The organism is Actinoplanes cyaneus, from assembly GCF_016862095.1.
Classification (GTDB): Bacteria; Actinomycetota; Actinomycetes; order Mycobacteriales; family Micromonosporaceae; genus Actinoplanes; species Actinoplanes cyaneus.
On the sequence record NZ_BOMH01000007.1, the window covers coordinates 14,231 to 33,643 of the forward strand.

Below are 19,413 nucleotides of genomic sequence, written 5' to 3' on the forward strand. Positions count from 1 at the left end.
GCCGGCCTCCCCGTCACTCTCAGGTGCACGTCCACCTGAGGGGGTCGTTGCCCAGGTTGTCTCCGGCCTTGTAACCGATGACGACGCGGCCGTCGGCGCTGATCGCGCGGATGTCGTAGGTCACGGCGCCCGGCGTCGTGCTCTTCGCGCCGTACGCCGGGAGCTCCACCAGCTTCGAGCCGATGGCCAGGGCTCCGGAGTACCGGCCCTCGCCGGCGACCCACCCCTCGGACGAGACCGCCGAGGCGCCGCCGATCCCGGAGGGCAGCATCTCGTACTCGCCGGTGGCGATCCGATAGCGCATCGGGGTGAAGGAGGTCGACTCCTTCGTCTCGAGAACGGCGTCGCCGCTCACCCAGCCGTCGCGGATCGCGTCCGGCGCGAACGAGGTCGCCCGCTTCCCGTCCCGCATCGTCGGCAGCGGCAGGTACCGGCCGGTGCCGTCGGGGAACCACAGGTACCCGGTCGTCGCGTTGGTGCGCGGGCCGGCCGCCCCGACGACGGTGCCGTCCTCGGCGAGGTCGGCCACCGAGCCCAGGGTCGCCCCGGCCGGCAGCGGAAGCTTCGCCGGGGCCGCGCTCGCCGACGTCCAGCGGATCGGCAGCGGATCCTGCTCGGCGGTGCCGAGGGTGCCGACGATCACCCCGCTCTCGTTGATCGCCCGCGCGGACACGTCGGTGCCGGGCAGCCGGGTGAAGCGACCGTTGTCGTACCGGAACGCCAGCTGGTGGTCGCCGGCGTCGTATCCGTTCGCGATCCCGGTTCCCGTGCTGGTCAGGTCGACCACGTCGGCGTCGGCACCGGGCATCGCGAGCTGCTGGTGGATCGCGCCGTCCTTCCAGATCACCGTCTTCACCGGGTGGCCCTGCGTGGAGTAGAGCCGCCCGGCCGCCCAGCGCCCGCTCGGGTCCCCGGCGGTGGCGACGGCCTTCTTCACCCCGCCGGTGGGCAGGCGGGTGACAGTGCACGCGGTGACGCCGGCCGGTGCCGCGGCGGTCGGGGCGGACGCCACGGTGCTCGTCGCGGTCGGGCTCGGCGCGGGCTCCGGCGGGTCGTCGTGCAGGGCGGAGACGGCCAGCGTGCCGCCGCCGATGGTCACGGTGGTCACCGCCAGCGCCGCCACCCCCGACGACCAGCGGCGCAACCGGCGGCGGCGAAGTCCCTCCGCCATGGCCCGGGAGACATCGATTGCCGTACGGGGATCCGGCTCCTCCCGCAGCGGTGCGAGCAGCCGGACGGCGCCCTCGTCGTCGATCATCATGGTCTCGTCGTTCATCCTCGGCTCCGGGCGACGTCGTTCTGCGGGAAACGGGGGCCGAGCACCTCGCGGAGCCGGTGCAGACCGTGCGCGGTCTGGCTCTTCACGGTGCCCTCGGAACAGCGCATCAGCTCGGCGACGTCCTTGATCGGGCGGTCGCACAGGTAGCGGAGCACCAGCACGGCCTGCTGCCGGGGCGGGAGCTGGGCCAGCGCCGCGCGCACCACGGCCCGGTCCTCCGGCTCGCCCTGGTCGGGTGGCGCGGGCTCCGGCGTCCAGTTCAGCAGGCGCACCTTCCACCAGCCGCGCCGCCGGTCGTCGAGGAACGCGCGGACCAGCATCGTGTGCGTGTACGCGTCGACGTTGTCGACCCCGCGGATGCGCGGCCACCGGGCGTACAACTTGGTCAGCGTCTCCTGCACCAGGTCGTCGGACTGATGCCGATCGCCGCTGAGCAGGTACGCGGTCCGGCGTAACTCCTGGACACGTCCGTGCACGTACGCCAGGTACTCACTGTCCAGCCCGTCCGACATGGTCTCCGCTTCCGGTGTGAAGGCCTCTTCCGCTTATCCGACGCGATCGATCCCGGATAGGTTGTACGCGATTTCGGCACACCCACTTGCGGGCAGCGGCAACCGAATCCCGGCAACAGAACCTAGGCTGGGCGGAATGATGCTGCGCCGCTGGCACCTCGCCGTCCTGGCCCTGCTCGCGGTCATGGCGCTGGCCTGCGAGGGTGGTGCCGGCGCGGCCGACCCGGAGCCGACCAGGACGAAGACGAAACCCCCGCCCACCGGCACCAGTGCTTATCCGGCGTCGATGGCCGCGCTCGGCGACTCGATCACCGCGGGGGTCGGCAGTTGCCTGGCCTACCTGGCGTGCAGCCGCAACTCCTGGTCGACCGGCGCCGGCGACGACGTCGAGAGTCACTATCAGCGGATTCGGGCGAAGAACCCGAAGATCAAGGGGCACGCGCACAACTTCGCCGAGCCAGGCGCCGAGGCGAGCGCGCTGGCCGCGCAGGCCACCCGCGCGGTCGACGCGAAGGTGTCCTACGTGACCGTCCTGATCGGGGCGAACGACGCCTGCGCCGCGTCGGTCAGCGGCATGACCTCGGTCGCGGGGTTCCGCGACGGCGTGGACACCGCGCTGCGCCGCCTGAAGAAGGGCCTGCCGAAGGCGCGCGTGCTGGTGGCCAGCATCCCGGATCTGTACCGGCTGTGGCAGGTGGGCCGGGACGACGCCGAGGTGGTGAGGGTGTGGCGGGCCGGCGGGGTCTGCCCGTCGATGCTGACCGCCCCGGCCTCCCGCGCGGCCGCGGACGAGCAGCGGCGCCGCGCGGTGCGGGACCGGATCGACGCCTACAACGACGAGCTGCGCGAGGCCTGCCAGGAGTACGGCAGCCGGTGCCACTGGGACGACGGCCGGGTGCACGACGTCCGGTTCAGCATCGACCTGCTGAACACGTTCGACTTCTTCCACCCGAACCTGAAGGGTCAGAACGAGCTCGCCGACGTCACCTATCCGGGCGACTTCACCTGGTGAGACGCATAGTCTGACGTCCATGAGTTTCCTGCCCGGGAGATCCGCCTCCGTCCCGCTGCACGCGGCCGGTGAGCTCGGCCTGGCGCCGGCCCAGGACCGCGATCACTGGTGGGGCCGGCTGAGTGACCAGGCCCGCAGGCGCATCGCCGCCTCGGCCGGCGCGACCGTCGAGTGGTACGCCTACGGCGGGGACGACCTGCCGTACGCCGTGGTCCTGGGGGCGAACGCCCTGGTGGTGTGGACCCCCGAGCGGCTGACCGCGCATCGCTGGGTGCGCCGCTCCCTCACCGACACGCGCGTGCGTCAGCGGCCGTCGGACGCCGGCCCGGGTGGTGGCCTCACCGCCTCCGGGCCGCCCCCGGTGGATCTCGGGCTCAGCGAGAGCATGCGCGGCTTCCTCGGGAACCTGCCCGCCGAGGCCCAGCAGCGGTTGCAACAGCCGTTCGTCGCGGGGGACCGGGTCGTCGCCTACGAGTTCTTCTACTACGGCAACGAGGAGGAGATGGACGTCTGGTGCTACCTGGCCGGTTCGTCGGCCGTCACCTTCGCGGCGGGCCACCGCAAGGCCCGGCGTGGCGCGCCGTCGCACGCTGTCGCCTGGGACCTGAAGTGCTATCACGCCCCGCTGGCGGCGAGCTGATCTTCCACGCCGGTGGGCCGAGGGACCACGCGGTAGGTATTGTTCCGCGCCATGACAACGACGCTGCAGCAGCGGCGCTCGCCGGGATCCCCCTCCCCGGCGCCGAATCCCCCGCAGCGCCGGAACAGCCGTATTGCGGTGATGGACGGTCTCCGGCTGGTGGCCGCCCTCTCGGTCTCGCTCTTCCACCTCGCGGGCGATCTCCCCGCGTCCGAGGCCTGGGAGGCCGACCCGCAAACCGTCTTCCCGCACCTCTTCCCGTACGCCTCGTTCGGCTGGCTGGGCGTCGAGCTGTTCTTCATGATCAGCGGTTTCGTGATCTGCATGAGTTGCTGGGGACGTACGCCCGGGCAGTTCTTCCGGTCCCGCGTCGTCAGGCTGTTCCCGGCTTACTGGCCGGCGGTGCTGATCACCACCGCGGTGGTGGCGTTGTGGCCGGTCGCCACCCACCACCTGTCGATTGACAAGATCATCCTCAACCTCACGATGGTGAACAAGGCGTTCGGTGTCGACTGTGTGGACTCCGCGTACTGGACGCTCTGGTATGAGTTGCGGTTCTACGTCCTGTTCGGTGTCGCGATGCTGTGGCGTGGGCTGACCCTGCACCGCACGCTGCTGTTCTGCTACGGCTGGCTGATCGCCGCCGTGGTGGCCGCGGCCGGCAAGCTGCCCCTGCTCGACCTGATCTTCCAGCCGCTCTACGCCCCGCTGTTCGTGGCCGGCATCGCGTTCTTCCTGATCCACAGATTCGGCTCGAACCTGCAGATCTGGGGTGCGATCGGCTTCTCCTGGATGCTGGCCATGCACAACGTGACCAAGCGGGTCGCCTCCGCCGCCAAGGCCAACAAGGTCGAGCTCGACCCGAAGATCGGCATGATCGTGGTGACGCTGTTCTTCGTGATTCTGGCCGTGATCGCGCTGGGCTGGACGGCCCGGATCCAGTGGCGCTGGCTGACCTTCGCGGGGGCGCTGACCTACCCGTACTACCTGCTGCACCAGAGCATCGGCTGGTCGCTCATCCACGGTATGAACGGACCGCTCGACCCGTGGCTGGTGCTGGTCTTGACGATCGGGATCCTGCTGGTGTCGGCGTGGTTGCTGCACCGCCTGATCGAGAAGCCGTTCGCGAAGGTGCTCAAGCACAGGCTCGAGCAGGCCTCCACCGCGATGCAGGAGAGTGCCCGTCGGGAGAGCGACTCGCTGTCACGGTAGCGGCGCTCGGGCGTGCTCGTCAGCACGGCGGTTCAGCGGGCGTACCGGGCAACCAGCAGCGTGCCGACGCACAGCGCCGCCGCGCTCAGCCCGAGCGACCAGTGGATCCCGACGACCGCGCCGAACAGGCCGACCGTGATGCCGCTGCCGAAACGCAGGCCGTTCGCGGACATCCCGTACACCCCGATCACCCGCCCGCGATCGGCCGGCGGCGCCATCAACTGGACCACGGTCTGCCCGACCGACATCGACGCCAGGTTCGCCACCCCGCCCGCGACCAGCAGCACCACGGCGACCGGATAGCTCGGGGTGATCGCGAAGAAGAACGTGAACAGGCCGTACAGCCCGGTGCTGATCACCGCGGAGAGCACCGTCGGCCTGATCCACCCGGTCGCCTCCAGCACCAGGCCGCCCAGGACGCCTCCGGCGCCATTGGCGAAGAGCAGGATGCCGTACGCCGTTCCGGCGTTGCCACTGCCCAGGTCCTGCGCGAACAGCGGCATGGCGGACTGCAGCGACGCGCCCACGAAGAACGAGCCCAGCCCGCCCAGGATGATCATGCTGACCAGGGTGTGATCGGCGCGCACCTGGCGCAGCACCCGGATCGAGTCGGTGATCCCGACCCGCTGCCGGACCCGCGGCACCCCGCCGTCCCGGCTGTGCCCGGTGAACTTCGTGACGAACAGGAACAGCGTGAGCGGCAGGTAGAACGCGACGTTCGCGAAGATGCCCCAGGTCGGCCCGAGCCCGAGCAGCAGCGCCGACCCGACGGCCGGCCCGAACAACACGCCCAGGCTGCGGAACGTGGCATTGAGCCGGACCGCGCTGGGCAGCTCCTCGTCACCGACGAAGTCGTGCAGCATCAGCTGCTCGCCGGGACCCCACAGCGCGCCCGCGATGCCGTGCAGCACCAGCAGCACGCACGCGTGCCAGATCTGCAGCGTGCCGGTCAGGAACAGCACACCCCAGGCCACCGAGACCAGCGCGAACAGGGCCTGGGCGGCCTGGATCACCCGGCGGCAGTCGTACCGGTCGGCCAGCGAGCCGAACCAGACCGACAGGAACAGGAACGGCACCCAGTGGCTGATCACCTGGAACCCGGAGAGCACCGGCGAGTGGAACTTCTCCCACAGCACCCAATAGGTGATCACGTGCTCGATGTTGTCGGCCATCATGGCCAGTGCCGCCCCGAACAGGTACGGCCGGGCGTCGCGGTTCCGCAGCGCGGCGAACCGGCGGGGCGCGGCGGGCACGTGCGTGGTCTGACCACAGGCGGCACACATGCCCCCAGCCTTCTCCACCGTGCCCGCCTCCGGGACCGGGACGCGGCCAGAAGTGGCCGACGCCACCGGCGGGACCACACATCGACGAGAGGTGGCCATGGACCTGGCCGGACGCATCGGAGCCGGACCGCGTACGACCGATTCCCTGGCCCGGGATCTGCGTGTCCTCGGGCTCACGGCGGGCGACACCGTCCTGCTGCACTCCTCGCTCAGCTCGCTGGGCTGGGTGTGCGGCGGCGCGGTCGCCGTGGTCCGGGCGTTCCTCGACGTGCTCGGCCCGGCCGGCACCCTGGTGGTGCCCGCCTTCGCCACCGAGAACCGCGACCCGGCACGCTGGGCCGGCCCGGAGATCCCGTCGTCCTGGTGGCCCGTGATCAGGGAGAGCATGCCGGCGTACGACCCGGGCGTCACCCCGTGCCGGGCGCTGGGCCTGATCCCCGAGACGGTCCGCTGCTGGCCGGGCGCGTCCCGAAGCCCTCACCCGCAGACCTCGTTCGCGGCGATCGGCGCGCGGGCGGCGGCGCTGATGAGCCGGCACGACCTGCCCAGTGAGCTGGGTGAGGAGTCCCCGCTGGCCGCCCTGGAGACGGCCGGTGCCCGGATCGTCCTGCTGGGCGTGGGGTTCGACCGCTGCACGGCGTTCCACCTGGCCGAGTACCGGTTGCCGTGGCGCACCCCGCGCGACAACGCCTGCGTGATGAGCACGGCGGAGGGTCGCTCGTGGGTTCCGTACCGGGGTGTTCTGCTGGACGCCTCCGACTTCGCCGACGTCGGCGCCGGCCTGGAACGGGCCGGCGCGGTGACGACCGCCCCGGTCGGCTCGGCCCGCACCCACCTGCTCGACCTGCCGGCCGCCGTCAGCTTCGCCCGCGACTGGCTGACCAGCCATCGCGTACCGCCGGAACAGTCGCAGAGCCTCCCCTCGGCTGCTCGCGGAGGTGGCGACCGGGACCGCTGAAGGCGAGGGGTGCGGAGATGGACACTGTACGTAGTCGAATCGACGTCTTACGATGACGGCACCGGTGGCCTCCCCGCCGTGAAGGATCACGTTTCCGGCGATGCGAGGTTGGCGGCATGGCACGTGAGAGTGACGTTTCCATCACCGCACTGCGGTCGGCGGCGCTGAGCGAGACCCGGCGTGCCGTTCTGCTGCGCAGGCGGCCGTCGTTGCGGCACTCGCTCGACGAGTCCCGGCACGCGGGTGTCTTCGCCAACTACATCGGCGACTGCCATCCCGCCGAGCCGTCCCGGTAGGGGTGCGGGAGTTCACGGACGTCGCGCCAGCGCCGGTGCGCCAGGTCCTGCTGAAGCTGCACAGCCGTTGCAACATCGCGTGCGACTACTGCTACGTGTACCAGCACGCCGATCAGAGCTGGCGTGATCGCCCGCGGGTGATGTCCCGGTCGACGATCGACCTCGCCGCGGCCCGGATAGCGGAGCACGCCGGCAAGCGTGACCTGCCGTTCCTCTCTGTCGTCCTGCACGGGGGAGAGCCGTTGCTGGCGGGCCCGGACACGATCGACTACGTGGTGCGTGCCGTGCGCGGCGCCGTCACCAGCCACACGAAGCTGGCGTTCGGGGTGCAGACCAACGGGTTGCTGCTGGACGACACGTACCTGGCGCTCTTCGCGAGGCACCGGATCCGGGTCGGTGTCAGTCTCGACGGGCCGGAGGCGGCCAACGACCGGCACCGGCGGTTCGCCGACGGCCGGGGCACGCACGAGGGCGCCGCCCGCGCGTTGCGCCGGCTCAACGAGGCCAAGCACCGCCCGCTCTTCGGCGGCATCCTGTGCACGGTGGACGTGACGAACGATCCCGTCGAGGTCTATCACCATCTGCTGGAGTTCGAGCCACCGGAGATCGACTTCCTGCTGCCCCACGGCAACTGGGACAACCCGCCACCGGCGCGGGTCCCGGATCAGGGTCGCACGCCCTACGCGGACTGGCTCGTGCCGATCTTCGACAGGTGGTACGAGTCGCCGGCGCCGGAATCCCGGGTGCGCCTGTTCGAGTCGCTGGTCTCGCTCCTGCTCGGCGGGCCGGGCGGCATCGAGGGGCTCGGGCTCGGCCGGGTCGATCTGGTCACCGTCGAGACGGACGGCACCCTGGAGCAGGGCGACGCGCTGAAGACCGTGGCGCCGGGCGCGCCGGCCACCGGTCTGCACGTCCGGTGGAACTCGTTCGACGAGTACCTGGAGCATCCGGGTGCCCGGGCCCGGCAGGCCGGCCTGGCCGGGCTCGGCGCCGAGTGCCGTCGCTGCCCGCTCGTCGAGGTGTGCGGCGGAGGACATTACGCCCATCGATTCCGCGCGCTCACCGGATTCGACAATCCGTCGGTGTACTGCGCCGATCTCGCGGCTCTGGTCCGGCACGCGGCCCGGCGGGTGGCCGCGGATCTGCCACCGGGTCCGCCGGCTGCGTGACGGCGGAACCGGTGCACGCCTGCACACCTGCCCATGGGCCGTACGGAGGCCAGGGAGGCGCTTCTCAGGGGGTACCCTCCGATGTCCCGGTGCGGTACTAATGACACAAAGCCCTCATTGGGCGGTCGCCTGAATGTGGCCGTCTGCCGGCCCAGAGGTAGCAAAAGCCTCATGCGCGGGTTCTCGTGCGGCCCGTGTGACCGCTGGGCCCGTTGGTGGCCGTCGGGAGGCCGGATGCTGTATTTCTTTCTGAGCTACGCGTCCGATGAGGACGACATCTTCATCCACCGGCTGTTCGAGGACCTGTCCGCGGAGATCGCCCGGCGCATCGGTGCCGAGCCGCAGCAGGTCGTCGGATATCTCGACGACAGCAAGGGCGGCAACTGGCCGGCCGACGCCCGGGCCGCGCTGAGCACCAGCCAGACCTTCGTGGCCCTGTGCTCGTCGAGATACCTGGCCAGTGATCGGTGCGGCCGGCGCTGGGGGATCTTCGTCGACCGCATCCACAAGGACGACGCGGGGGCGGCCGGCGCGGCCGGCGCGCTGATCCCGGTGCTCTGGGCCGCCGACGGCGTCACTGAGAGCGATTTCCACGAGCCCGATCTCGGCGTCCGGCCACATCGGACCCCGCACGGTGACGACCTGCGGGTCATGATGCGGCTGCGGTCGCATCGCGCGGCGTACGCCGCCTTCGTCGCCTCGCTCGCGCACCGGGTGGTCGAGACCGCGCACGCGCATCGCCTGCCCCCGGCGCCGCCCGGTATCGATCTGGACACCGCGGTGAACCCGTTCGAGCAGCGACGCCGGCGCGGTGAGGACGAGCAGTCGAAGGTCTACGTCGTGGTGGCGGCCGGCACCCGGGAGCAGATGGGGGCGATCCGCAACGATCTGCGGTTCTACGGGCGGCGCCGGGAGGACTGGGCGCCCTATCAGCCGGTCGCCGCTCAATCGCTGGCCGCCCGGGCGTGCGGGGTCGTCTCCGGCCGTCGCCTGAGATCCGAGGTGGTGCCGATCGAATCGGTGCCCGAGCGGCTGCGGCAGGGACTCCGGCGCGACATCCTGGTGCTGCTGGTCGACGCCTGGGCCACGCGCGTGGGCGACCTGGAGCGGGCGCTGCGGGAGATCGGGATGCGTGACGACGAGACCGTGGCGGTGCTCATGCCGGCCAGCCCGGACGACGGGGAGACCTCGGCCCGGCAGGGTGAGCTGCGCGGCGAGGTGCTCAAGAGCTTTCCCGGCCGGTCCTCGTGGCATGACGCGCTGTTCCGGATCGGCGTCGACTCACCCGACGACTTCGACACCGATCTGTCGGTGGCGATCGCCGCCGCGCAGCGCCGGGCGTCCCGCCGGACCTGGCCGCCCCCACGGCCGGGCGCGGCCCGGCCCGGTGCCCGCCGGCCCGTGCTGGAGGGGCCTTGACGAGGGCCCGCGCAGGCACGCCGGCGCGATCGCGGCGAGGGCGGGCCGAGCACCGTCAGGCCACAGTGGACTCGGATGCGAGGTGCTTGACCGCTGCTGGACAATGGCGGACAGGCGATCCCGCGGGGGACCGTGACGTCCGGCGACACGACCAGTCGAGGTGAGACGGTGATCATGGAACCCTCGGGGCGGGACGGGCAGATCATCACCTTCTACTCGTTCAAGGGTGGCGTCGGGCGGACGATGGCGCTGGCCAACGTGGCCTGGATCCTGGCCGGCACGGGGCGCCGGGTGCTGACCGTGGACTGGGACCTGGAGTCACCCGGCCTGCACCGGTACTACTCACCGTTCCTGGCCGACCGCGACCTGCGCCAGTCACCCGGTGTCATCGACATGATCACCCGGTTCGAGCGCCGGGCCGGTGAGGCCGAGTCGAGAGGTGAGGGACTGCGATCCGAGGAGATCCGGCGGCTGACCCGGATCCAGGAGTACGCGACCTCCCTGGAGCGCTACGAGTTCCCCCGCGGCGGCTCGATCGACTTCGTCCCGTCCGGCCGGCAGGCCCCGGAGTATTCCGACACCGTCAGCAACTTCGACTGGGAGACGTTCTACTCCCGGCTGAACGGCGCGGAGTTCCTCGTCAGCCTGGCCCAGGACATGCGGGAGCACTATGACGTGGTCCTGATCGACAGCCGCACCGGTCTCAGCGACAACGCCGGCATCTGCACCGTCACCCTGCCGGACACGGTGGTCAACTGCTTCGCCTACAACAACCAGAGCATCGAGGGCGCCGTCGCGGTGGCCAACGACATCCGCCGCCTGGGCAACGACATCCGGATCCTCCCGGTGCCGAGCCGGGTCGAGGACGGCGAGGCCGCCAAGCTGAACAAGCGCCGGGTTCTCGCCCAGCAGAAGTTCAGCGAGTTCGTCAGCGCACTGGGCCATGCCGACCCCAGCAAGTACTGGGGTCAGGTCGAGCAGCCGTACAAACCCTTCTATGCGTACGAGGAGACCCTCGCCACCTTCGGCGACCGGCCCCATCAGGAGAACGACCTGCTCGCGGCGTACGAGCGGCTGGCCGGTGAGCTGGTCGGCGAGAGGTGCGAGCTCGCGGAGATCTCCGAGGCGATCCGCCTGGGCTGGCTGTCCGAGTTCGAGCAGCGGGGCGCGGTCAGCCCGGGGCCCGCGCTGATCTGCTACACCCCGCGCGACCGGATCTGGGCCGAGTGGATCTCCTATCAGCTGCGGCTGGCGGGGCAACGCAACGTGCTCCAGGACGTCAACGCGCCGGTGGACGTGGCCGAGGTCCTGTCCCGGGCCGACTGCGCGATCCTGCTGCTCTCGCAGGAGTCCGTCCGGGTCCCGCAGATGGAGACCTGGTGGCGGCTCACCGTCCGGCGTGACACTCCCGGGCGGGGCCGGTTCCTGGTGCCGGTCCGGGTCGACGGTTTCCGGCCGCCGGAGCCGTTCGCCGAGCGCGAGCCGGTGGACATGTTCAACGTGCCGGAACGCACGGCCCGCGACTCGCTGCTGGCCCGTCTGGAGATCCGGGACCCGGCCGGTGGGTATTTCGGCATCTCCGGCGGGCCGAATCCCCGGTTCCCGTTCGAGCCGGCCCGGGTCTGGCGCGCTCCGGCCCGCAACCCCGGCTTCACCGGTCGCGACGCGACGCTCGAAGTGCTGCGCGAGCAGTTGAACGCGAGCACGGCGCAGACCGGCCCGGTCGTCCTGCAGGGCATCGGCGGGGTGGGCAAGACCCAGATCGCCGTCGAGTACGTGCACCGGTTCAACGCCGACTACGACATCGTCTGGTGGATCTCCGCCGACCAGCCGGCGCTGGTCGTCACCGCCCTGTCCGACCTGGCGCGGGAGCTCGGCCTGCCGCTCGCCGGGTCCGCCCGGGCCGACGAGGAGGCCGCCGCGGTGCTGGAGGCGCTCCGGCTGGGCACCCCGTCGCCCAAGTGGATCGTCGTCTTCGACAACACCGAGGATCCGGAGCAGATCCGGCAATTCGTCCCCACCGGCCCCGGTGACGTCGTGGTCACCACACCCGGGCAGGAATGGTCCCGGACAGCCTGGACGCTGGACATCAACGTCTTCGACCGCTCGGAGAGCCGGGCCCTGCTGACCCGCCGGGTGGCCGGGCTCTCCGACGCCGACGCCGAGGAGATCGCCGCCAAGCTGGGCGACCTGCCCCTGGCCGTCGAGCAGGCGGCCGCCTGGCTCGTCACCACCGGCATGCGTGCCCGCAACTATCTCGATCTTCTCGAGGAACAACTGCCGAGGATCCTCAACGAGCCGCCGCCGCCCGGTTACCGCCACCCGGCCGCCGAGACCTGGCGGCTTTCCCAGCAGCGTCTGCGGCAGGCCAACCCGGCTGCCGCCTTCCTCGTCGAACTGCTGGCGGTGATGGCCCCGGAGCCGATTCCGACCGCCCTGATGGACAGCCCAGGGATGGCGGACGCCCTGGCGGAGTACGACCCGATGTTCCGCGACCAACTGATGCGCAACTCGTTGGTGCGGGAGGCGAGCCGATTCGGGCTGGCCCGGGTGGATTCGGCGGTTCACGCGCTCCGCATGCATCGCCTGGTGCAAAGTGTCATTATCAGCGACCTCGCCGTTGAGGAGCAGAGGCGCAGGCGGGAGCAGATGCACGTGATCCTGGCGAAGGCCCAGCGGGGCGAACCTTCGGACCAGGACAGCTGGCCGACGTACCAGGGGATCCTGACTCACCTGGAGCCGTCCGGCGCGCTCGACTCGGACAATCCGGAGGTGCATCAGCTGGCCATCGACATGGTGCGATACCTGCGGTACCGCGGCGACCTGGCCGGCGGCCGGCGCCTCGCCGAGCAGACGATGAAGACCTGGGAGTCCCGTCTCGGCCCCGAGCACCTGTCACTGCTGCGGATGCGCAGCGAACTGGGCAACATCCTGCTGGCCCACGGTGAATACCAGGCCGCGCTGGCGATCCAGGAGGACGCCGCCGAGCGCATGATCGCGCAGCGGGGCCAGACCTATCCGTACGCGCTGATCGCGCTCAGCGGGGCCGCCGCCGCGTACGCGGGTCTCGGGCGGTACCAGCGCGCCGTGGAACTCGGCGAGCAGATCGTTCTCCACTGGCAGACCACGGTCGGCGACACCCACCGCCGGACCCTCGCCGCCCGGAACAACTACGCCAACTGGTTGCTGCTGACCGGCGATTCCGGGCGGGCCCGGGAGATCGGCGAGCAGGTGGTCGTGATGGCGGAGACGGCTCTGGGGCCGGCCGCGCGGTGGACGTTGCTGTTCCGCCGCAACCTGGGACGGTCCCTGCGTGCCGACGGCGACCTGCGCAGGTCGGAGGGCCTGCTGCTGGAGACGCTCGCCACCTGCCGGGAGTCGCTGGATCAGACCGACGACTACCTTCTGCTGACGCAGCGGGAACTCGCCACGACGTTACGGCGTCTCGGTTCCCTGGCGGAGGCGCGGGAGCTCGCCGAGCGGTCGGTGGAGATGTTCGGCCAGACGGTCGGCCCCGAGCACGTGCACGCGCTCTCCTGCCGGCTGGAGGTCGCCAACATCCAGGCCGCCCAGGGTGATCACGCGGCGGCCCGGGCCGGCACCGAGGAGGTGCTGGCGGGCTACTCCCGGATCGTGGGCGAGGACCATCCGTCCGCTCTGATGGTGGCGAACAACCTCGGCGCCCGGCTGTCCGCGAACGGTCAGCCGAGAGAGGCTGTGGCGCTGCTCGACCGGACCCTGACCGCGCTGCAGGTGACCTTCCCCGAGTCGCATCCGTACGTGTCGATCTGCCGGATGAACCTGGCGAGTGCCTTCTTCGAATCGGGTGACGCGAAGACCGCGCTGGAATGGGACGCGGCGGCCCTCGTGCGACTGCGGGAGCGGCTGCACAGCCGGAGCCATCCCACGGTTCTGGCGGCCACCGCGAACCTGGCGGCCAGCCGGCTGGCGACCGGTGATCAAGCCGGTGGCGAGGAGTTGCGCCGGGAGACGCTGCGGCTCGCCGGTGGCGTGTTCGCCGAGAACCATCCCCAGGTGGTGGCCCTGCTCGCCGGAGGGAGAACCTTCGTAGACCTCGAACCGCCACAGGACTGATCCGGCCCGGCCACGGCGCCGGAGCCGTCATGACTCCCGGGCCGTGGACACGTGCCTTCAGGCTCACGAGTGCATTACCGTTCACGGGCAGGCGAACAATGCCCGTCGGCTCGTGTTCCCCGATAAGGCGCTCTTGGCGGATGCTACGCTTCCCCCGCTCTATTCAGAGGGGTGGGAATGAAGCCGGCTGCGCAGCCCGAGGACGACGCGTACGTCCTCGCCGACGGCACACGCAAGTTGGTCGACCGGAAGAAGGTCGATCGTCCGGTTCTCCTCGCCATCCTCGACCGGGTCGACAACAATGCGGACCTGACGACGGCGTATTTCACCAACTTCGTCAGTTGAATCGATGGCCGATGTGCCGGCACGTCCATTCCGCCAGGTGCTTCTGAAGCTGCACAGCCGGTGCAATCTGGCGTGCGATTACTGTTACGTGTATCAGCACGCGGATCAGTCGTGGCGCACCCGGCCCAAGGTCATGTCGCCCGAGGTCATCGCCGCCGCGGCGGACCGGGTGGCGGAACATGTGCGGTCCTGGGGCATCGACGCGATCGCCGTGGTGCTGCACGGCGGTGAGCCGCTGCTCGCCGGCCCGGAGGCGGTCGGGGCGGTCACCCGCGCGGTCCGCGAGGCGCTGGGTGGCGCTGTCGCGTCCCGGTTCACCGTCCAGACCAACGGGGTCCTGCTCGACCAGCCGATGCTCGAGGCTCTCCGGCGGCACGACATCGGGGTCGGGGTCAGCCTGGACGGGCCGGCGCAGGCCAACGACCGGCATCGGCGTTACGCGCACGGCGCGGGAAGTCACGCCGACGTCGCGGCCGGGCTGGACAGGCTGCGCGCGGACCGGTTCCGGCACCTCTACCGCGGTTTGCTCTGCACGATCGACGTCCGTAACGATCCGATCGAGGTGTACGAGGCGCTGCTGGCGTTCGAGCCACCGACGATGGATCTGCTCCTCCCGCACGGCAACTGGACGGACCCGCCGCCGTTCCGCGTTCCCGGGGACCCCGCCACGCCGTACGGCGACTGGCTGGTCACGATCTTCGACCGCTGGTACGACGCCCCGCAGCGGACCGACATCCGGCTCTTCAGCTCGATCATCTCGCTGCTGCTCGGCGGCAGCAGCGGTTACGAGGCGACGGGTCTCGACCCGGTGGACTACGTGACGATCGAGACCGACGGCGCCATCGAGCAGTCCGACGCGCTCAAGACCGCCGCCGACGGAGCGGCCGGGACCGGGCTGAACGTCTTCGACAACACCCTTGACGAGGCGCTGGCCCACCCCGGCGTGCGCGCCCGGCAGGTCGGCTTGGAGGGGCTCGCCGAGTCCTGCCGGCGCTGCCCGGCGGTGCGGGTCTGCGGTGGCGGGCACTACGCCCACCGTTTCCGCGCGCCCGCCGACTTCGGCAATCCCACCGTGTACTGCGCCGACCAGCTCCGGCTGATCGACCACATCCGCGACCGGGTCTTCGCCGACCTGCGGCCCGCCCTGCCCGCCACCGTCAGGTGACACCGGACGGCGTGGCGCCGGCCTGATTCCCCGGCGTGGACGCGCCCGGTCGTCCGCCGGTGGGGCCTGACGTCACATCTGCGGCGGGTCGATGTCGCAGTTCAGGCGCCTTCCCTCGCGTACGGCGACGGTGTTCAGGTGATTCTCCCCGAGGACCCGGATGGAGTGGCCGAGCACCTCGCGGGTGAGTTCCCGGGCGGACTCCTGGTGACCGAGCTCGGCCAGCGTGATCGCCAGGTTGTTGCGCGCGGCGATCGTGTCGGGGTGGTCCGTGCCGAGGGCCTGCACCAGCCGCTCGCACACGTCCTGGTCGCTGGCGAGCGCCTCGTGCGGCTCACCCCCGTCGAACAGCTCGTTGCCGCGATTGACCAGGCACGCCAGCGTGTACGGATGATTGAGCCCGAGCAGCTCCTGGAAGCGCCCGATCACCTGGTCGCTGATCTCCCGGGCGGTCACGTGGTCGCCGAGGCGCCGTTTGAAGATCGCCACGTTGTTCCGGCACGCCAGGGTGGAGGGGTGGTCGGTGCCGAGACGGGCCTCGTGCTGTCGCAGGGCGGTCTCCGCCGTCCGGAGCGCGGTCTGGTCGTCGCCGAGCGCGGACTGCACGTTGGCCAGGTCGTTGAGGCAGGCGAGAGTCTCCGGGTGGCTGCGGCCCAGCCGGCGTTCCAGCTTGGGACGCAGGTCCCGGGTCAGCAGGTCGGCCTGTTGCAGATCGCTGAGTTTGCGCAGGGTGACCGCGAGGAGCCGGGTGATCGCCAGCGTCTCGGCGTGCGCAGGCCCGTTGACCTCCTCGGATTTCTGCAGGACCCGGCTCAGCAGGCGGTAGGCGTCGTTGAACCGCCCCAGGTCCCGGTAGCACCGGCCCAGGTTCCGGGCCATGGTCAAGGCGTAGGGGCGCGGCTCGCGCAGACGGCCGGCGAGCGCGTTGGCCCGCTCGGCGACCTCGGCGGCGCCCCGGAAGTCGCCGATGAACAGCAGGGACAGGGCCACGTTGTTCATCGCGAAGTTCGTGCGGCGGGCTTCGGGGCCCAGGACCCGGGTCGCCCGGGCGAGCGCTTCGTTGTCGAGGTCGAGGGCCTCCCGGTAACGGCCCAGGCCCTTGAGGTCGGCGGCCAGGCCGTTGAGGCTCATGACGATGTACGGATGGTCCGGCCCCAGCTGCTCCAGCAACGACTGGTGCACCTCGTTGTCGATCTCCAGGGCCTCGGTGTAACGCGCCTGGGAGCGGATCGGGTTCGCCAGGTGCAGCCGGAGCCAGAGGGTGGTCGAGTCGTCCGGCCCACCGGACTCCCGCCAGGCGGCCAGGGCCCGTTCGCCGAGTTCCTGGCTGTCCTGCAGGTCACCGATCTGCCACAGGTACCGCACCATGTCGATGACCAGGTGGCGGACCGGCGCGATCGTCGACCTCAGCACGCCGGTCGGTTCGAGGTGGCGGCGGATGAGCCGGTAGTCGGGCCAGGTGCTCGCCTCGTCGGGGTCCTTGGGGTTGGCCGCGGCCAGGACGTCGTGCACGTTCCGGCTGGTCTGCTCCCGGTCCTCCGGCGTCATCTCCGAGCGGACCACGGTCTGGACCAGCCGGTGCATCTCGATGGTGTCCTCGGTGGCGTCGAAGCGCACCAGCGCGTAGCGCCCGATCTCCTGGACCAGCCGTCCGATCAGCAGCGGGTCCTGGAGGGTCGGGTCGATCTCCTCCAGCAGCTTCACGAACTGGTTGCTGTAGAGCAGACGCATCGGGATCGGCTCCGGGGCGAAGAACGCGCACACCTCCAGCAGGCGAGCCGCGGCCGGGAGGTCGGCCCGGATGCGTTCGAGCGACAGTCGCCAGGCGCCGGCCGGGGTCTGCTCGTACCCCGGTGGCGGGTTCTCCTGCAGCATCCGGGGGAGCTCGGTGTCCAGCAGCTCGGAGTAGGCGCTTGCCGGCATCCCGGTCACCGCCAGCCAGGCGGCGGCCTGCTCGATCACCAGCGGCAGGTCACCGAGCTTGCCGGCGATCATTCCGGCGTCCGACTCGGAGATCGCCGGCACCAGGCGCCGGATCAGGCCGATGCTCTCGACCCGGGAGAAGACCGGGATCTCGGTGGCGGTCACGAACCGGCTCCACGCCACGTTCCGGGTGGTGATCAGCAGGTGTCCCGGCCCGCTGGGCAGGTATTGCCGGATCTCCTCGGGCTGGTCGGCGTTGTCGAACACCAGTAGCCAGCGCCGATAGGGCTCGCCACGGCGCAGCGCGTCCAGCACGTTGTCGACCGCTTCGGCCGTCGTGGGCGCGGTGGGCAGATCCAGGGCCAGGGCCAGCTCGGCCAGGGAGGCACGCACCAGGCTGGGCTGCTCGGCCGGGATCCACCAGACGATGTCGTAGTTGGCGGCGAACCGGTGGACGAACTCCAGAGCGAGCTGCGTCTTGCCGGCGCCGCCGAGGCCGAACAGCGCCTGCGGGGCGGTGGCGGTCGTGCTGATCGGCAGGCGATCGCGCAGGTCCTCCATCAGCCGGGTGCGCCCGGTGAAGGTGGGATTGCGCTGCGGGGGATTCCAGACCGGCGGGGTGTTCGCCGGGAACCGGGAGCCGGATCGCTGCGCCGCGCGGTCCGCGGTGGCGGGCGGCTCCAGGTGAGCCTGGTCGAAGGCGTTCAGCAGGGCCGAGCGGGCCTGCTCCTCGTCGAGGCCGAACAGGTCCAGTTCCCGGGCCCGTGGCTCGGCGAACGACGCCGGGAGCCGACTGTTGTCGATACGGACCCGGATGACGTTGCCCCCGGCGGAGTCCCGCTCGCCGGTCTGCTGCCAGAGCCACCCGGCCGCAACCGAGCCGAGGTAGTTCTGGGAGATCAGGACGAGGAGCCGGGCGCCCGGGCTGCCGGTCGATGCCGGTTCGCCACCCAGCGCCGCGGCCGTGCCTGCCAGCTCGATCTCCTGCAGGGTGACCGACTGGCCGATCTGCTCCAACTCGCCGGCGAGCCAGTCGGCCCAGGTCCGGTCGATCGACGCGTAGCTGATCACGGTGTGCGGGTTGAACGCGGGCTTCTGCCGCTCGAACGAGGACAGCCAGCGCCGTCGCTCCCGCTCGTCCATGATCGGCAGCTCGGTCACGGCGCCGTCGGTGATGATCGCGGTGAGCCGTTCGAAGGAGGAGAGCAGGGAGTGCTCCTGACGGGCGCGTTCGCCGAAGGTCGCCAGGATCTCCTCGTACGCGAAGAAGGGCTTGTAGGGGATCTCCACGTCACCCCAGTACGTGGTGGCGGCGTCCGGATCCAGCCGCAGGTACGGCTCGAACCGCTGCCTCGCGTGATCCCGCCCGGTCTCCAGCTTGAACAGCTCGGCGTCCTCGACCCGCATCGGCACGGGCAGGATGCGGACCGGGCGCCGATTGCTGAGCCGCACGATCGAGCTCGCCACCGCGGCCGCCCCGTCGATGCTCTGCTCGTTGAGGGTGAAGCAGTCGATGACGGTGTCCGGCAGGATGACGGTGCACATGCCGGCTGAGTCGCTGAGGCCGGTGCGGCTGTCGATCAGCACGTAGTCGTACCCCTGCGCCATGTTCTCCCGCAGCGCCAGCAGGAACTGCTCGCCGCCGAGCCGGTCGTAGAACGCCGCCCAGTCGAACGTGCTGACCGTGCCGGAGTAGGCCGCGTTCTGCTGCCCGGCGGGGAGCAGGTCGATCAGGCCACGACCGGGGAACTGCCAGGAGAGGGAGACGGCCTCACGCTCCACGTCGGCGTAGCGGTGGAACCAGTCCGGCTCACCGGGGTCGGCGGTGGGGTCCACGGCCGCCGCCGCGAAGTCCCGGATCATGTCGATCACGCCGCGGGAATGCCGGAGCTTCTTGTCCGCGAGGAACGGGCGGAAGTAGTGGTGCAGGCCCGGGGACTCCAGATCCCAGTCGACGACGAGGACCCGCATGCCGTTGGCCGCGAGGATCCACGCCACGTTGGCCACGGCCATGGTGCGGCCGGTGCCACCCTTGAAGGAGTAGAAGGTCAGGATGTGGCCGGTTTCGCGGGCGTGCGGGGATCGCGTCATGACGGTTCCCTTGC

At 70.8% G+C, this 19,413-nt stretch carries 14 protein-coding genes; 10 read left to right on the top strand and 4 right to left on the bottom strand.

Annotation, left to right across the window (positions count from 1 at the left end):
* Positions 1-19 precede the first annotated feature (19 nt).
* Together Acy02nite_RS04525 and Acy02nite_RS04530 are read right to left on the bottom strand one after the other, a co-directional pair.
* The gene (locus Acy02nite_RS04525; RefSeq protein ID WP_203738515.1) at positions 20-1,276 is read right to left on the bottom strand and encodes a hypothetical protein; all 1,257 of its coding nucleotides are present in this window, start codon (positions 1,274-1,276) and stop codon (positions 20-22) included.
* On the bottom strand, positions 1,273-1,791 hold the full coding sequence (locus Acy02nite_RS04530; RefSeq protein ID WP_203738516.1) for a SigE family RNA polymerase sigma factor: 519 nt from the start codon (positions 1,789-1,791) through the stop codon (positions 1,273-1,275). Before Acy02nite_RS04530 ends, Acy02nite_RS04525 begins: the two co-directional genes overlap by 4 nt.
* Positions 1,792-1,930: 139 nt before the next feature.
* Between Acy02nite_RS04530 and Acy02nite_RS04535 the strand changes: the two genes are divergently transcribed.
* The 3 genes from Acy02nite_RS04535 to Acy02nite_RS04545 are packed head-to-tail and all read left to right on the top strand — an operon-like array spanning position 1,931 to position 4,655.
* Entirely contained in the window at positions 1,931-2,803 is an 873-nt protein-coding gene (locus Acy02nite_RS04535) for a GDSL-type esterase/lipase family protein (RefSeq protein ID WP_203738839.1), read from the top strand.
* A 19-nt stretch (positions 2,804-2,822) separates the two neighbouring features.
* Positions 2,823-3,443 (top strand): hypothetical protein, encoded by a 621-nt coding sequence (locus Acy02nite_RS04540; protein WP_203738517.1) that lies wholly within the window; start codon positions 2,823-2,825, stop codon positions 3,441-3,443.
* Between the two features lie 51 nt (positions 3,444-3,494).
* Positions 3,495-4,655, top strand: coding sequence for an acyltransferase family protein (locus Acy02nite_RS04545; protein WP_203738518.1), 1,161 nt, complete (start codon positions 3,495-3,497; stop codon positions 4,653-4,655).
* A gap of 32 nt (positions 4,656-4,687) precedes the next feature.
* On the opposite strand, the gene Acy02nite_RS04550 is transcribed toward Acy02nite_RS04545, so the two are convergent.
* Positions 4,688-5,956: an MFS transporter gene (locus Acy02nite_RS04550; RefSeq protein ID WP_239174211.1), complete on the bottom strand. Its 1,269-nt coding sequence runs from the start codon at positions 5,954-5,956 to the stop codon at positions 4,688-4,690.
* Here Acy02nite_RS04550 and Acy02nite_RS04555 point away from each other — a divergent pair.
* The 7 genes from Acy02nite_RS04555 to Acy02nite_RS04585 all read left to right on the top strand — a co-directional run bounded on the left by Acy02nite_RS04555 (position 5,937) and on the right by Acy02nite_RS04585 (position 15,385).
* Positions 5,937-6,896 (top strand): AAC(3) family N-acetyltransferase, encoded by a 960-nt coding sequence (locus tag Acy02nite_RS04555; protein WP_239174213.1) that lies wholly within the window; start codon positions 5,937-5,939, stop codon positions 6,894-6,896. The two genes, Acy02nite_RS04550 and Acy02nite_RS04555, sit on opposite strands and share 20 nt — an antisense overlap.
* Before the next feature lie 116 nt (positions 6,897-7,012).
* Positions 7,013-7,192, top strand: coding sequence for a hypothetical protein (locus tag Acy02nite_RS04560; protein ID WP_203738519.1), 180 nt, complete (start codon positions 7,013-7,015; stop codon positions 7,190-7,192).
* Between the two features lie 2 nt (positions 7,193-7,194).
* Positions 7,195-8,361 (top strand): FxsB family cyclophane-forming radical SAM/SPASM peptide maturase, encoded by a 1,167-nt coding sequence (locus tag Acy02nite_RS04565; protein WP_239174216.1) that lies wholly within the window; start codon positions 7,195-7,197, stop codon positions 8,359-8,361.
* 234 nt (positions 8,362-8,595) lie between these two features.
* Complete coding sequence (gene fsxC / locus Acy02nite_RS04570) at positions 8,596-9,780, top strand: FxsC protein (RefSeq protein ID WP_203738520.1); 1,185 nt, start codon at positions 8,596-8,598, stop codon at positions 9,778-9,780.
* 174 nt (positions 9,781-9,954) lie between these two features.
* Entirely contained in the window at positions 9,955-13,875 is a 3,921-nt protein-coding gene (fxsT, locus tag Acy02nite_RS04575; protein ID WP_239174295.1) for an FxSxx-COOH system tetratricopeptide repeat protein, read from the top strand.
* 177 nt (positions 13,876-14,052) lie between these two features.
* Positions 14,053-14,220: a hypothetical protein gene (locus Acy02nite_RS04580; RefSeq protein ID WP_203738522.1), complete on the top strand. Its 168-nt coding sequence runs from the start codon at positions 14,053-14,055 to the stop codon at positions 14,218-14,220.
* Between the two features lie 4 nt (positions 14,221-14,224).
* Positions 14,225-15,385: an FxsB family cyclophane-forming radical SAM/SPASM peptide maturase gene (locus tag Acy02nite_RS04585; RefSeq protein WP_203738523.1), complete on the top strand. Its 1,161-nt coding sequence runs from the start codon at positions 14,225-14,227 to the stop codon at positions 15,383-15,385.
* 72 nt (positions 15,386-15,457) lie between these two features.
* On the opposite strand, the gene fxsT (Acy02nite_RS04590) is transcribed toward Acy02nite_RS04585, so the two are convergent.
* Complete coding sequence (fxsT, locus tag Acy02nite_RS04590) at positions 15,458-19,399, bottom strand: FxSxx-COOH system tetratricopeptide repeat protein (RefSeq protein ID WP_203738524.1); 3,942 nt, start codon at positions 19,397-19,399, stop codon at positions 15,458-15,460.
* Positions 19,400-19,413 lie beyond the last annotated feature (14 nt).

What these genes read in the sequence shown, in the direction of transcription:
- Acy02nite_RS04535 (WP_203738839.1), top strand. Translation starts at nt 1,931, where the DNA reads ATGCTGCGCCGCTGGCACCTCGCCGTCCTGGCCCTGCTCGCGGTCATG.
- Acy02nite_RS04580 (WP_203738522.1), top strand. Translation starts at nt 14,053, where the DNA reads ATGAAGCCGGCTGCGCAGCCCGAGGACGACGCGTACGTCCTCGCCGAC.
- fsxC (WP_203738520.1), top strand. Translation starts at nt 8,596, where the DNA reads ATGCTGTATTTCTTTCTGAGCTACGCGTCCGATGAGGACGACATCTTC.
- Acy02nite_RS04540 (WP_203738517.1), top strand. Translation starts at nt 2,823, where the DNA reads ATGAGTTTCCTGCCCGGGAGATCCGCCTCCGTCCCGCTGCACGCGGCC.
- Acy02nite_RS04525 (WP_203738515.1), bottom strand. Translation starts at nt 1,276, where the DNA reads ATGAACGACGAGACCATGATGATCGACGACGAGGGCGCCGTCCGGCTG.
- Acy02nite_RS04555 (WP_239174213.1), top strand. Translation starts at nt 5,937, where the DNA reads ATGCCCCCAGCCTTCTCCACCGTGCCCGCCTCCGGGACCGGGACGCGG.
- Acy02nite_RS04560 (WP_203738519.1), top strand. Translation starts at nt 7,013, where the DNA reads ATGGCACGTGAGAGTGACGTTTCCATCACCGCACTGCGGTCGGCGGCG.
- fxsT (WP_239174295.1), top strand. Translation starts at nt 9,955, where the DNA reads ATGGAACCCTCGGGGCGGGACGGGCAGATCATCACCTTCTACTCGTTC.
- Acy02nite_RS04545 (WP_203738518.1), top strand. Translation starts at nt 3,495, where the DNA reads ATGACAACGACGCTGCAGCAGCGGCGCTCGCCGGGATCCCCCTCCCCG.
- Acy02nite_RS04530 (WP_203738516.1), bottom strand. Translation starts at nt 1,791, where the DNA reads ATGTCGGACGGGCTGGACAGTGAGTACCTGGCGTACGTGCACGGACGT.
- Acy02nite_RS04585 (WP_203738523.1), top strand. Translation starts at nt 14,225, where the DNA reads ATGGCCGATGTGCCGGCACGTCCATTCCGCCAGGTGCTTCTGAAGCTG.
- fxsT (WP_203738524.1), bottom strand. Translation starts at nt 19,399, where the DNA reads ATGACGCGATCCCCGCACGCCCGCGAAACCGGCCACATCCTGACCTTC.